Source organism: Streptomyces sp. CBMA156, from assembly GCF_014596515.1.
GTDB lineage: Bacteria > Actinomycetota > Actinomycetes > Streptomycetales > Streptomycetaceae > Kitasatospora.
In genome coordinates, this window is record NZ_MSJQ01000417.1 from 1 (window position 1) to 13,621 (window position 13,621).

Genomic DNA, 13,621 nt, shown 5'->3' on the forward strand with positions numbered 1-13,621 from the left:
CCCCCCCCCCCCGCCCCCCCCCGCCCCCCCCCCCCCCCCCCCCCTTGCCCCACCCGCCCCCCCCCCGCCCCCGCCCCCCCCCCCCGCCGCCCCCGCCGGGGCGGGCCGGTTGCTGCTGGACCCGGACGGCGGCTGCGCCCGGGCCGCCGGGATCGCCGCCGCACAGGGTGCCGGGCTGGTGTCCTGCGCGGTGGACCGGTCGGCGGACGCGGTCGAGGTGGTGGCCGAGGTCGGGGTCCGCGGGCTTCCGGCGCGCCTACCGGTCGGCCCGGCGCGGGCGAGGGCCAGGGCCGGTCCGGTACGGGCCCCGGTCACCGACCCCGAGGACGTCCCGGCTGACCGGCGGGGTGGCGACCCGCCGGGCGGTGTCCAGGACAGGGCACGGAACGGCGAGCCGAGCAGTGGGGCGGTGGCCTCATGAACCGACCGGTGCTCCACCGTCCGGCCCCGCGGCCGCCCCTGGCCCCTCAGGTCCTTCAGGCCCGTCCGAGCGGCCCGGCTCGTCCGGCTCGTCCGTGGCTTCGGGCGCGCCGGCCAGCAGGACGTCCAGGAGCCGGACGGCCGCGGCCTTGTCCAGCGGGTCGTTCCCGTTGCCGCACTTGGGTGACTGGACGCAGGACGGGCAGCCGCGCTCGCACTCGCAGGAGGCGATCGCCGTCCGGGTGGCCGTCAGCCACTGGACCGCCCGCTGGAAGCCGCGCTCGGCGAAGCCGGCCCCGCCCGGGTGGCCGTCGTAGACGAAGACGGTCGGCAGGCCCGTGTCCGGGTGCAACGGGACGGAGACGCCGCCGATGTCCCACCGGTCGCAGGTGGCGAACAGCGGCAGCAGGCCGATCGAGGCGTGCTCGGCGGCGTGGGCGGCGCCGGGTAGCTGGTCGGGCGGGATGTCCGCGTCGAGCAGCTGGTCCTCGGTGACGGTCCACCAGACCGCGCGGGTGCGCAGCGTGCGGGGCGGCAGGTCGAGCTTGGTCTCGCCCATGATCTCCCCGGTGGAGATCCGCTTGCGGAGGTAGCCGACCACCTGGTTGACCACCTCCACCGAGCCGAAGCTGAGCCGGCCCTCGCCCCAGTCCACGGTGGTGTCGGTGTCGAGGACGGAGATGGAGGTGATGTCACGGGCGGCCGTGGTGTACGGCGGGTCGGCCGGTTCGACCAGGGCGACGGAGTTCTCCAGGTCGAACTCCCGGACCAGGTAGGTGCGGCCCTGGTGCAGGTGGACGGCGCCGGTGTGGACGGTGGTGTGCGCGGCCGCGGCGTCCACCGTGCCCAGCAGCCGACCGGTGTCGGCCTCGACGATCTGGACCGGGTTACCGCCGCTGCCGCGCAGGTCCACCGCGTCGGCCGCCCGTTCGCGACGGGTCCAGTACCAGGAGCCGTCGCTGCGCCGGCGCAGTAGGCCACGTCGCTCCAGGACCGGCAGCAGTGGCGCGGTGGAGGGCCCGAAGAGTTCCAGATCGTCCTCGGTGAGGGGGAGTTCGGCGGCGGCCGCGCACAGGTGCGGGGCGAGCACGTGCGGGTTGTCGGGGTCGAGCACGGTGGCCTCGACGGGGGCCGCGAACAGCGCCTCCGGGTGGTGCACCAGGTAGGTGTCCAGCGGGTCGTCCCGGGCGATCAGGACGGCCAGCGCGCCCTGGGCCTCCCGCCCGGCCCGGCCGGCCTGCTGCCAGAGCGAGGCCCGGGTACCGGGGTAGCCGGCCATCAGGACGGCGTCGAGGCCGGAGATGTCGACGCCGAGTTCGAGAGCGGAGGTGGAAGCGAGGCCGAGCAGCCGGCCGGAGTGCAAGTCGCGCTCCAGGGCCCGGCGTTCGTCGGCGAGGTAGCCGCCGCGGTAGGCGGCCACCCGTCCGGCGAGCGGGCGGCCGAGCTGGTCCTGGGTCTGGAGCGCGACGAGCTCGGCGGCACGGCGGGAGCGGACGAAGACCACGGTGCGGGTCTCCCGCTCGACCAGGTCGGTCAGCAGGTGCGCGGCCTCGGCGGTCGCGGTACGGCGCACGGGCGCGCCGTGCTCGCCGACGTTCTCGGTCAGCGGCGGCTCCCAGAGGCCGAAGACCATCGGTCCGCGCGGCGAGGCGTCCTCGGTGACGGCCACGGCGGGCAGGCCGGTCAGACGCCGGGCGGTCGCGGCCGGGTCGGCGGTGGTCGCGGAGGCCAGCAGGAAGGCGGGTGACGAACCGTAACGGGCGCAGACGCGGCGCAGCCGTCGCAGCACCTGGGCGACGTGCGAGCCGAACACGCCCCGGTAGCTGTGGCACTCGTCGACGACCACGTAGCGCAGTGCCTTCAGGAAGGAGGACCAACGGGCGTGGCCGGGCAGGATGCCCCGGTGCAGCATGTCCGGGTTGGTGAGCACGTAGGAGGCGTACTGGCGGACCCACTCGCGCTCCTCGGGCGGGGTGTCCCCGTCGTACAGGGCGGCGCGGACCCGCGGCGGGGCGAGTTCGGCGGCCCGACGGCGCTGGTCGGCGGCGAGTGCCTTGGTCGGGGCCAGGTAGAGCGCGGTGGCGCCACGGCCGTTGCGGGCCTCGGTGCCGTCCAGCAGATCGCTGAGCACCGGGGCCAGGTATCCCAGCGACTTGCCCGAGGCGGTGCCTGTGGCGATCACCACAGTCTGGCCGCTTTTGGCCAGGTTCATCGCTTCTGCCTGGTGCGCCCACGGCTGTTCCACACCGGCGCTGAGCGCCGCGGCCACGACCTCGGGACGGATCGAGTCGGGCCACGGTGAATAACGTGCAGGTCGGGCGGGAAGGTGCTCCGTATGGGTGAGCCGGTCGGACCGCCCCCGGCTGGTGGCCAGGGTCGTGAGCAGTGCCTCGGGCGGGCTGTGTCGGGGCGGCATGGGGACCCAGTGTGTCACCGGCGTGACGGAGAATCGTCGTAAGCCATCGTGCGGGCATGGTCGCAGGTGGTTGAATGTGGCGGTGACGGCCGTATGGCCGTGGGTCGCAGCGCTGAGGCTTGCCACGCGTTGGCTGGGCGCGCCCGGGCTCGCGACCATGCGGTGGCGGCCGTCCGGCCGAGGATCGCACATGACGTAGCAAGGCAAGGTGCTGGAGGTTCCGTGGACCTGTCCCTGTCGACCCGTTCAGTCGGCGATCGTACGGTCGTCGAGGTTGGCGGCGAGATCGATGTGTACACCGCCCCGAAGCTGCGGGAGCAGCTGGTCGAGCTCGTCAACGACGGCAAGTACCACCTCGTCGTCGACATGGAAGGCGTTGACTTCCTCGACTCGACCGGCCTCGGTGTGCTGGTGGGCGGTCTGAAGCGGGTGCGCGCTCACGAGGGCTCGCTGCGCCTCGTCTGCAACCAGGAGCGCATCCTGAAGATCTTCCGCATCACCGGCCTGACCAAGGTCTTCCCGATTCACACCTCGGTGGACGACGCGGTCGCCGCGACCGACTGACGCGGCCGGGCCGGCCCGTGTGGTCGGCCCTGCCCGTTCCTCGCGTTCCGGGTGCCCGGGCCCGTGTGGCCCGGTGCTTCCCCGGGCGCATCAGGGCCGGTTCCGCCGGCCCGCAGGGGCCGGACCTCCGGCCCCGGTCGGAGCACCCCGAGGGGGAGAGATGGCAACCGTCGAACTTCGATTCAGCGCGCTTCCCGAGCACGTGCGGACGGCTCGGTTGGTCGCCGCGGCCGTCGCCAGACGGGCCGGGGTCGACGAGTCGGTGCTCGACGAGGTACGGCTCGCGGTCGGCGAGGCGTGCTCCCGTGCGGTCGGACTGCACCAGCGCGGTGGCATCGGCGGCACGGTCCGGGTCGCGCTGACCGACCAGGAGAAGCGTTTCCTCATCGAGGTCGAGGACGAGGCCGGCCCTGCCGCCGTCCCGGCCTCGGGTGCCGCCGAGGGCGGCGAGCCGGACGAGGACACCCTGGGCCTCGCCGTGATCACCGGCCTGGTCGAGGACCTGGAGGTCACCAGCGGCGCCGATGGTGGCCTGATCCGGATGAGTTGGCCGGTTTCGGTCGCCTCCGTCGCGGTCTGAGACGCCGCTTGCACTTCCACGCACGACCGGGGGCAGGGAGTCCTGCCCCCGGTCGTGCGTGGGCGCATTGTCGATTCCGGCTTGTCGGCCCAGGCCCTTCGCCGCTTCCGGCGCGAGCGGTCCGATTGCCGCACAGGGCTGATTGCCGGCCGGACCGCCCGCCGATCGGCCCCTCGTCGCACAGGCGGGCGGGCACGCGGCTCCGCATCCTGCGGCCGGTCGGCCGGCCCACGGCCCGGCCATGGCCAAGCCGTAGCGCGCTGCCGGGCCGCCGAACCGGGCCGCCGAGCCGGGGCGGCAGCGACGCAGCACGGCGGCGGTACGGCCGGCGGGTCAGCTGTGAGGGGGCGGACAGCGGAGGCAGGAACCGGGAAGCGGGGAACGGGCACCGGCCGTGTAGGTTCGACGACCGATGACGACCGAAACCGAAAGGCCTCTCCCGGTGAACAAGCGACTGCTGGCCGTACCCGCCCTCGGCGTGCTGCTCGCGTTCGGTGCCGTCGGCTGCGGCGGCGACGACAACAGCAAGCAGCTGGAGTCCTGGGCGTCGACCGTCTGCGGCGCGGCCAAGGACCCGATCGCCCAGGCGCAGACCGCGCTCGCCGACACCGGCCAGGTGAAGACCGGCGAGGCTCCTGCCGACCTCCAGAAGCGGCTCTCCACGGACATCGGGCGGCTGGCCAAGACCAATCAGGACATAGCCTCCGCCATCGACGGGGCCGGGGCGCCGAAGGTGAAGGACGGCGCGACCCTCCAGAAGGACACCGTCGACGAGCTGAAGAAGGCGGCCGACGGCTACGTGGAGGTCCAGAAGAAGCTGGACGCGCTGCCCAACAACGATCAGGCGAAGTTCGCCGACGGGCTGCGCAGCGTCGCCGACCAGGTGCAGCAGCTGGCCTCGCTCTCCACTCAGGCGCAGAGCAAGCTCCAGCACGGCGACCTCGGCGCGGCGATGGCCAAGCAGGAGGGCTGCAAGCCGTCCCCGACCACCGCCCCGACCACGGCCCCGACCGGCGGCGCGACAAGCGCCCCGGCCGCCGGCGCCACCGACACCCCGGGCGCCCCGGCCTCCACACCCGCGCCCGGCGCGACCGACGGCGCCGGCGCGACCACCGCCCCGGCCGCCCCGCCCGCCACCCCGGAGAGCCCCGCTCCCAGCACGAGCTGAGCCGGGCGGACCGCACGAATCCGGGGGGACCGCGCACGATCCCGTGAGCCCGGCCCTGACGCCGCCGTCGGCCAAGACCGATGGCGGCGTCAGGGCCGGGCTGCGCGTTGTCCGGGAAGGCCCGCCTCGGCCGGGAGGGCCCGCGAGGCACCCCGACAAGCCCTCGTCGAAGCCCTCGTCGAAGCCCTCGCGAATGACTCGGCGCCCGCGCCTGGACGGCGCGTGGAGGCGTCCGGGGGCGCGCGGGGTGGTGAAGGCTTCCGCCCGGTGAGTGCGGGGCGCAGCGGCAGCCGGGGGCCGGTCGGCGGGGGACAATGGCGGGGTGATCAGTAGCCCCGTTCTCGACCCGACCCGCCTCGCCAAGTTCCGCGAGGCGCTGCTCGCCGCCTCGTTCACCGCCGACGGGTGCCTGGACCTGCTCGGGCCCACCGGCTATTCGGCGTTGGCCCGCAGCGAGGCGGTCCCGGCACTGCGGGCGACCCGCGGTGGCAGCCCGCTGGAGACGCTGGTGCGGCTGTTCCTGCTCCAGCAGCCGGTCCCGTACCGGGCGGCCGCCGCCGCGCTGCCGGTGGAGGACTGCCTGGCGGACGGCTGGCTGCGTTCCGACGGCGATCTGGTGCGCGCCACCGTCGACGTCCGGCCGTACGCCAACGAGGTGGCCGGGATGCCCAGTTCGGATGCCTGGGTGGTCTCCGACCTGGGCTGCGCGGTGGGTGGCGCGGGTGGCATCGGCTCCGGCGAGACCGCGCACGGGGTGGCCCGCAAGGACCTGGTGCTGGGCGTCGGCGGTGCCTCCACCACGCTGGCCAACATCACCGTGCGCCGTCCCGTCCGGGCCGCGCTGGACCTCGGTTCGGGCTCCGGGGTGCAGGCGCTGCACGCGGCTCGGCACGCCGGGTCCGTCACCGCCACCGACCTCAACCCGCGCGCGCTGCGTTTCAGCGAGCTGACGGTGGCGCTGTCCGGTTTCGACAACGTGGAGGCGTCCGCCGGAAGCCTCTTCGAGCCGGTCGGGGAACGGAAGTTCGACCTGATCGTCTCCAACCCGCCGTTCGTCATCTCGCCGGCCGGCCGGTTCACCTACCGCGACGGCGGCATGGCCGGTGACGACCTGTGCCGCAGCCTGGTCCGTTCGGCCGCCGATCACCTGGAGCCCGGTGGCTACTGCCAGTTGCTCGCCAACTGGCAGCACGTCAGGGGCGAGGACTGGCACGAGCGGCTGGCCGGCTGGGTCGCGGGCACCGGGCTGGACGCCTGGATCGTCCAGCGCGAGGTCCAGGACGTGGCCCAGTACGCGGAGTTGTGGCTGCGCGACGGCGGTGACCACCGCGGCCCCGGCGGCGACTACCAGGCCCGGTACGGCGAGTGGCTGGACGCCTTCGAGGCGGGCCGGGTCGAGGGCATCGGCATGGGCTGGATCACCCTGCGGGCGAGTGGCGCCGAGCATCCGACTGTCCGGGTGGAGGAGTGGCCGCACCCGGTGGAGCAGCCGCTCGGCCCGCACATCGAGGCCTGGTTCGACCGGCAGGACTTCCTGCGCTCGAACGACGACGCGGGCCTGCTCGCGGCCCGTTACGTGCTGGCCGACGAGGTGGTCCAGGAGCAGCTCGGCGCGCCGGGGGCGGAGGACCCGGAGCACGTGGTCCTGCGCCACAACCGCGGCATGCGGCGGGCCACCAAGGTGGACACGGTGGGCGCGGGCTTCGTCGGGGTCTGCGACGGGACGCTGTCGGCGGGCGAGATCGTGGACGCCATCGCCCAACTGCTCGGCGAGGACCGGGTGGTCCTGCGGGACCGGGTGCCGGAGTCGCTGCGGCTGCTGACCGAGCAGGGGTTCATCGACCCGGTCCGCTGAGAGCCGGCCTGCCGAGAACCGGCCAACCGGCCGACTGCGAACCGGCCAACCGAGAACCAGGTCGGCCCCGGCGGGTCCGGTTCATTCGCCCGTACCCCCTGATTCGTCCCACCGCCGCCGGGCGGCCGCCTCCCGTTGGCCCTCCGCTGTGAAGCTCTGTCCACAGGCTGTGGACAGAGCTGAGGAGCCGGGGGCCAGGGGTGGACACGACGACGGCGATGGTGGGCGGGCTGGTGCTCGCCTTCTTCGGTGGCGTGCTGCTGCTCTGGTGCGCCGCCGAAGTGCGCCTGCGCCTGCGAGTGCGCCGCCGGGGACTGTCGGCGGTGGCCACCGTCATCGCCGAGGACGACGTGCACGGCCGGCTGGACAGCGCGCCGCTGCTCTCCTTCTCGGTGCCGCCCGCGGTGGGCGGCACCGGCGCGTGCGGGATCGCGGGCCTCGTGGTCGCCCGCCCGCGCGGACACACCCCGCTGCGCCGTCCGGATCGTTTCGCGCCAGGCGCCTCGGTGCGGATCTGTTACGACCCCCAGCGCCCGAGCCGGGTGGTGCTGGCGGCCGGGGAGATCAGCCGGGCGGCCCTCGTCGACCTGCTGTGGAGCGTCCTGGGCGCGGGCTGTCTGGCGGCGGGCGCCGGCCTCCTGGCCGCGGCCGGCGGCTGAGCCCCACGACCCGCGGGGACGTGCCGTCGGCGGAAATCGCGCCATCCTGTGCCCACCCGTCGATTTTCCGTTGACAGATCTCGAAATCCGTCATTCCATCCTCCGGAACCTGTCGAAGGCCCCCCTCCGCGGGGCACGAACCTCCGTCATCGGGTTACCGTTCGAGTGGCGTCGGTGAGCCCGGCAAGTGAAAAAGCGGGATCCGTCCGTTTGACAAGGGTGGCCGGGGTACGGTCACACTCCGCTGGTGGGGGTGTCGTGCCGCGACAGCCCTGGGACGGTGGAGGGGTCGGGCGGAGCGCAGCCCGTGCTGCCGGCGCCGACCAGCCACATAAGGACCGGGAGAGAAGAGCGAAGGTGTCCCCGAGCAGCGAGACCGCGCACGGACAGCGACTCGTCATTGTCGAGTCGCCGGCCAAGGCGAAGACGATCAAGGGCTACCTGGGCCCCGGCTACATCGTCGAGGCGAGCGTCGGGCACATCCGCGACCTGCCCAGCACCGCGGCCGAGGTGCCGGAGAAGTACACGGGCGAGGTGCGCCGTCTCGGGGTCGACGTCGACCACGACTTCGCGCCCATCTACGTGGTCAACGCGGACAAGAAGTCCCAGGTCAGCAAGCTGAAGTCGCTGCTCGCGGAGTCCGACGAGCTCTTCCTCGCCACCGATGAGGACCGCGAGGGCGAGGCCATCGCGTGGCACCTCCAGCAGGTGCTCAAGCCCAAGGTGCCGGTGCACCGGATGGTGTTCCACGAGATCACCAAGTCGGCGATCCAGGAGGCCGTGGCCAACCCGCGCGAGCTCAACCAGCGCCTGGTCGACGCCCAGGAGACCCGCCGGATCCTCGACCGCCTCTACGGCTTCGAGGTCTCGCCGGTGCTGTGGAAGAAGGTCATGCCGAAGCTGTCGGCGGGCCGCGTGCAGTCCGTCGCCACCCGCCTGGTGGTCGAGCGGGAGCGCGAGCGGATGGCCTTCCGCACCGCCTCGTACTGGGACCTGGTCGGGACCTTCGGCACCGGCAGGACCGCGGCCGACGCCGCCAGCCCGGAGACCTTCGGTGCCCGGCTGTTCTCCGTCGACGGCAAGCGGATCGCCAGTGGCCGTGACTTCGGCTCCGACGGCCGCCTGAAGGCGGGCAGCGCCAACACCCTGCACCTGGACGAGCAGGCGGTCCGTCAGCTGGCCGCCGCCCTGGAGCAGACGGCGTTCGGCGTCCGCAGCGTCGAGTCCAAGCCCTACCGCCGCTCGCCGTACGCGCCGTTCCGCACCACCACGCTCCAGCAGGAGGCCAGCCGCAAGCTGGGCTTCGGTGCCAAGCGGACCATGCAGGTGGCCCAGAAGCTGTACGAGAACGGCTTCATCACCTATATGCGTACCGACTCCACCACCCTGTCGGACACCGCGATCACCGCTGCCCGGGCCCAGGTCACCCAGCTGTACGGCGCCGACTACCTGCCGGCCGCCCCGCGCACCTACGCGAGCAAGGTCAAGAACGCGCAGGAGGCGCACGAGGCCGTCCGCCCGTCCGGCGACCGCTTCCGCACCCCCGCCGAGACCGGTCTGACCGGCGACGACTTCAAGCTGTACGAGCTGATCTGGATGCGCACCGTCGCCTCCCAGATGAAGGACGCGGTCGGCCAGTCCGTCACCGTCAAGGTCGGCGGCACCTCCGCCGACGGCCGGGACGTGGAGTTCTCGGCCTCCGGCAAGATCATCACCTTCCACGGCTTCCTCAAGGCCTACGTCGAGGGCGCCGACGACCCGAACGCGGAGCTCGACGACCGCGAGCGCCGGCTGCCGCAGGTCGCCCAGGGCGACCCGCTGGCCGCCGAGCGGATCACCCCGGAGGGCCACGCCACCAAGCCGCCGGCCCGCTACACCGAGGCCTCGCTGGTCAAGGAGCTGGAGGACCGGGAGATCGGCCGCCCCTCCACCTACGCGTCGATCATCGACACGATCATCCAGCGCCGCTACGTCTTCAAGAAGGGGACGGCACTCGTCCCGTCCTTCCTCTCCTTCGCCGTGGTCAACCTGCTGGAGAAGCACTTCGGCCGGCTGGTCGACTACGACTTCACCGCCAAGATGGAGGACGACCTCGACCGGATCGCCGCCGGTGAGGCGAAGTCCGTGCCGTGGCTGAAGCGCTTCTACTTCGGCGAGGGCGAGGGCCACGTCGCGGGCGGCGCCGCCGAGGCCGGCAACGGCGACGGCGACCACCTGGGCGGTCTGAAGGAGCTGGTCACCGACCTCGGCGCGATCGACGCCCGGGAGATCAGCTCGTTCAAGGTCAGCGACGACATCACCCTGCGGGTCGGCCGCTACGGCCCGTACGTCGAGCGCGCCTCGACCGTCGAGGGCGAGCCCGGTCAGCGTGCCGACATCCCGGACGAGCTGCCGCCGGACGAGCTGACCGTCGAGCTGGCGGAGGAACTGCTGGCCAAGCCCAGCGGTGACTTCGAACTCGGCCCCGACCCGGTCAGCGGCAACATGCTGGTCGCCAAGGACGGCCGCTACGGCCCGTACGTGACCGAGATCCTGCCCGAGGGCACGCCGAAGACCGGCAAGAACGCGGTCAAGCCGCGTACCGCCTCGCTGTTCAAGACCATGTCGCTGGACACCGTCACGCTGGAGGACGCGCTGCGGCTGCTCTCGCTGCCGCGGGTGGTCGGCGCCGACGCCGAGGGCGCGGAGATCACCGCGCAGAACGGCCGCTACGGCCCGTACCTCAAGCGCGGCACCGACTCCCGTTCGCTCACCAGCGAGGACCAGCTCTTCACGATCACCCTCGACGAGGCGCTGGCGATCTACGCCCAGCCCAAGCAGCGCGGCCGGGCCGCCGCCGCCCCGCCGCTCAAGGAGCTGGGCAACGACCCGGTCAGCGAACGTCCCGTGGTGGTCAAGGACGGCCGCTTCGGCCCGTACGTGACCGACGGCGAGACCAACGCCACGCTGCGCAAGGACGACGAGGTCGAGACGATCACGCCGGAGCGCGGCTACGAGCTGCTCGCCGAGAAGCGGGCGCGCGGACCGGTGAAGAAGGTGGCGAAGAAGGCCCCGGCGAAGAAGGCCGCGGCCAAGAAGACCACCACCACCACCACCAAGACCGCGGCGACCAAGACCGCGGCCGCGAAGAAGACCGCCGCCAAGAAGACCACCACCACCAAGACGGCGGCGGCCAAGAAGACGGCGGCCAAGAAGACCGCCGCGAGCAAGACGACGGCGACCGACGAGGGCTGATCCCAGGTCATCGCCGACGGGCCCGTGCCCCCGATCCCCGGGGGCGCGGGCCCGAAGTCCGTCGGGGGTGTGCGGGGAACGTCACAACCCGGTGATGAGCGCGATCCGGAAGCCCGTTCGCCTCAATCCGGCCAACCCCAGCCCGCTACGCTGACCGTATGACGAGCGAGGAGCAGCCCAACCCCAGCGCCGCCCCGGCCGCCAGAGCCCGGGCGTCCGACCTGCCCGAGGTCTCGCCCGCCGGCACGCCGGCGGACCGGGCCAGGGCGCTGCTGCGGACACGCCCCTACCGGCGCCTGTGGACCACCCAGCTGATCGGCGGCACCGCCGACCGGCTCGGCCTGCTGGTGCTGCTCGCGCTCACCGTGATCGCCGCCGCGCAGGGCGACCGGTTCGGCAGCCTGCCGCGCAGCCTCGCCTTCGCCCTCGCCGCGGTCCTCGCCGTCCGGGTGCTGGCCACCGGGCTGGTCGGGGTCGCGCTGCTCGGTCCGGTGCACCAACTGGTCGCCGGCCGGCTGGACCGGCGCTGGACGCTGTTCGGTGCCGACGTGCTGCGCGCCCTGCTGATCGGCCTCGCGCCCTGGTGGAGCGTCTGGCTGGGTTCCGCGGCGAAGCCCTCGGGGGCCGCCACCTACGCCCTGCTCGCCACCGTGTTCGTGACCGGCGCCGCCGAACGGGTCTGGGAGATCACCAAGACGGCCGCCGTTCCCGGCCTGCTGCCGTCGGCCGATCCGTACCTGCCGGCCGCCGAGCAGCGTCCCGCCGCCGCCAACCTGGAGAGCGTCCGGGGCATCGACCGCTTCACCGGCTGGGTGACCGTGCCGCTCGGCGCCGTCGGCCTGGTGATCCTCACCCTGCTCAACAACATCGGCGCGGCGCTCGGCTCCGACTGGCTGCGCTCTCACCAGCTCACCTTCGCGGCGCTCGGCGCGGCCGGGCTGTTCGCCGCCTCGGCGGTCCGCGGCTACTTCCAGCAGCTGCCCGGCGGGCCGGTGAAGGTCGCCCCGGTCTCTCCGCTCCAGGGCCTGCGCGCCCCGACCGACGCCGCCCCCGGCCCCGCGCTGAGCAAGGGCCGCACCGGCAGCGCCCCGTACTTCACCTTCGCCGTCGCGGCCGGCTACGCCGCGATGGCGGGCGTCGCCGCGCTCGCGCTGCTCACCGCCGCCGAGCACCGCGCCGGGCCGATCGGCTTCGGCCTGCTGGTGCTCGCCGCCGCCGGGGCGCCGGCCCTGGGCGCCCGGCTCACCAGGGCCACGCTGCCCTCGCTGTCCCGTCGCCGGCTGCTCGCGCTGGCGCTGCTCACCCAGGGCGTCGCGCTGATCCTGGCCGGGCTGGTGCTGGACTTCGTGCTGGTCCTGCTGCTCACCGTGCTGGCCGCGCTGGCCGCCGGGATCGTCGTCTCGGCCGGGCGCACCCTGCTCGCCCAGGAGGTCGAGGAGGCCCGGCTGCCGAAGGTCACCGAGCACCTGTTCGCGGTGCTGCGGGTCGTGGTCGCCGCCGCGCTGGTCGCCGTCCCGCTGATCGCCGCCGGGTACGGGGACGTCGAGTACGGCACCGTCGAGCCCGGTTCCTTCACCTTCATCCACGGCGGCGCGGCCCTGGCCGTCGTCACCTCAGGACTGCTCACGCTGGTGCTCGCCGCCGTCGTGCTGCTGCGCACCGACGACCGGCGCGGCACCTCGCCGTTCGTCCGGGACCTGGTCGACGCGGTGCGCGGCCCGGGCGGCCCGGTGCCGCATCGCGGCACGGGCACCGGCTTCTTCATCGCCCTGGAGGGCGGCGACGGCGCCGGCAAGTCGACCCAGGCCCAGGCGCTCGCCGAGTGGATCCGCGGCAAGGGGCACGAGGTGGTGCTCACCCGCGAGCCCGGCGGCAGCCCGGTCGGCCAGCGGCTGCGCGGCCTGGTCCTGGACGTCGGCAACACCGGCCTGTCGCACCGGGCCGAGGCGCTGATCTACGCCGCCGACCGTGCCGAGCACGTCGAGAACGTCATCCGTCCCGCCCTCGCCCGCGGCGCCGTGGTGATCACCGACCGGTACATGGACTCCTCCATCGCCTACCAGGGCGCCGGGCGCGACCTGGCCGCGACCGAGGTCGCCCGGATCTCCCGCTGGGCCACCGGCGGACTGCTGCCCGACCTGACCGTCGTCCTGGACGTCGATCCGACCAGGGCCCGGGAGCGCTTCACCGAGGCGCTGGACCGGCTGGAGTCCGAGCCCACCGAGTTCCACCAGCGGGTCCGGGCGGGCTTCCTCGCCCTCGCCGCCGCAGACCCGGAGCGCTACCTGGTCGTGGACGGCAGCCAGGCCCCCGGCTTCGTCACCACCGCCATCCGGCACCGGCTCGACCGCGAGCTGCCGCTCTCCGAGCAGGAGCGGGCTGCCCGCGCCGAGCAGGAGCGGCTGGCCAAGGAGGAGGCCGAGCGCCGCGCCGCCGAAGCGGCCCGCAAGAAGGCCGAGGAGGAGGCCGCCGAGCGCAAGCGGCAGGAGGTGCTCGCGCAGCTGCGGGCCGAGCAGGCGGAGAAGGAGCGGCTGGCCGAGGAGGAGGCCGAGCGGGCCGCCGCCGAGGCCCGGCGCAAGGCCGAGGAGGAGGCGCGCCGCCGGGCGGAGGAGGAGGCCAGGCGCCGCGCCGAGGAAGAGGCCAAGCTCCGCGCGGCGGAGGAGGCCAGGCTGGCGGCGGAGGCCGCGGAGCGCAAGCGGATCGCGGACGAGGCGGCCGCCCAGGC

General features: G+C 73.9%; 9 protein-coding genes. 8 read left to right on the top strand and 1 reads right to left on the bottom strand.

Annotated features, from left to right (window positions below):
* Positions 1-109: 109 nt before the first annotated feature.
* Positions 110-421, top strand: coding sequence for a hypothetical protein (locus BU198_RS37130; RefSeq protein ID WP_188301202.1), 312 nt, complete (start codon positions 110-112; stop codon positions 419-421).
* Here BU198_RS37130 and BU198_RS37135 read toward each other — a convergent pair.
* Entirely contained in the window at positions 416-2,836 is a 2,421-nt protein-coding gene (locus BU198_RS37135) for a DEAD/DEAH box helicase (protein ID WP_188301203.1), read from the bottom strand. The two genes, BU198_RS37130 and BU198_RS37135, sit on opposite strands and share 6 nt — an antisense overlap.
* Positions 2,837-3,058: 222 nt before the next feature.
* Here BU198_RS37135 and bldG point away from each other — a divergent pair, with 222 nt between their 5' ends.
* The 7 genes from bldG to tmk form a co-directional block, all read left to right on the top strand.
* Positions 3,059-3,400 (top strand): anti-sigma factor antagonist BldG, encoded by a 342-nt coding sequence (gene bldG, locus BU198_RS37140; protein ID WP_188301204.1) that lies wholly within the window; start codon positions 3,059-3,061, stop codon positions 3,398-3,400.
* A 160-nt stretch (positions 3,401-3,560) separates the two neighbouring features.
* Complete coding sequence (locus BU198_RS37145; protein ID WP_188301205.1) at positions 3,561-3,980, top strand: ATP-binding protein; 420 nt, start codon at positions 3,561-3,563, stop codon at positions 3,978-3,980.
* A gap of 442 nt (positions 3,981-4,422) precedes the next feature.
* Entirely contained in the window at positions 4,423-5,148 is a 726-nt protein-coding gene (locus tag BU198_RS37150) for a hypothetical protein (protein ID WP_188301206.1), read from the top strand.
* Positions 5,149-5,470: 322 nt separating this feature from the next.
* Positions 5,471-7,003 (top strand): methyltransferase, encoded by a 1,533-nt coding sequence (locus BU198_RS37155; RefSeq protein ID WP_188299952.1) that lies wholly within the window; start codon positions 5,471-5,473, stop codon positions 7,001-7,003.
* 200 nt (positions 7,004-7,203) lie between these two features.
* Positions 7,204-7,662, top strand: coding sequence for a DUF3592 domain-containing protein (locus BU198_RS37160; protein WP_188299951.1), 459 nt, complete (start codon positions 7,204-7,206; stop codon positions 7,660-7,662).
* Between the two features lie 357 nt (positions 7,663-8,019).
* Entirely contained in the window at positions 8,020-10,896 is a 2,877-nt protein-coding gene (gene topA / locus BU198_RS37165) for a type I DNA topoisomerase (protein WP_188299950.1), read from the top strand.
* Positions 10,897-11,054: 158 nt separating this feature from the next.
* On the top strand, positions 11,055-13,621 hold a 2,567-nt coding region (gene tmk / locus BU198_RS37170; RefSeq protein WP_188301207.1), incomplete at its 3' end, for a dTMP kinase.

What these genes read in the sequence shown, in the direction of transcription:
- BU198_RS37135 (WP_188301203.1), bottom strand. Translation starts at nt 2,836, where the DNA reads ATGCCGCCCCGACACAGCCCGCCCGAGGCACTGCTCACGACCCTGGCC.
- BU198_RS37145 (WP_188301205.1), top strand. Translation starts at nt 3,561, where the DNA reads ATGGCAACCGTCGAACTTCGATTCAGCGCGCTTCCCGAGCACGTGCGG.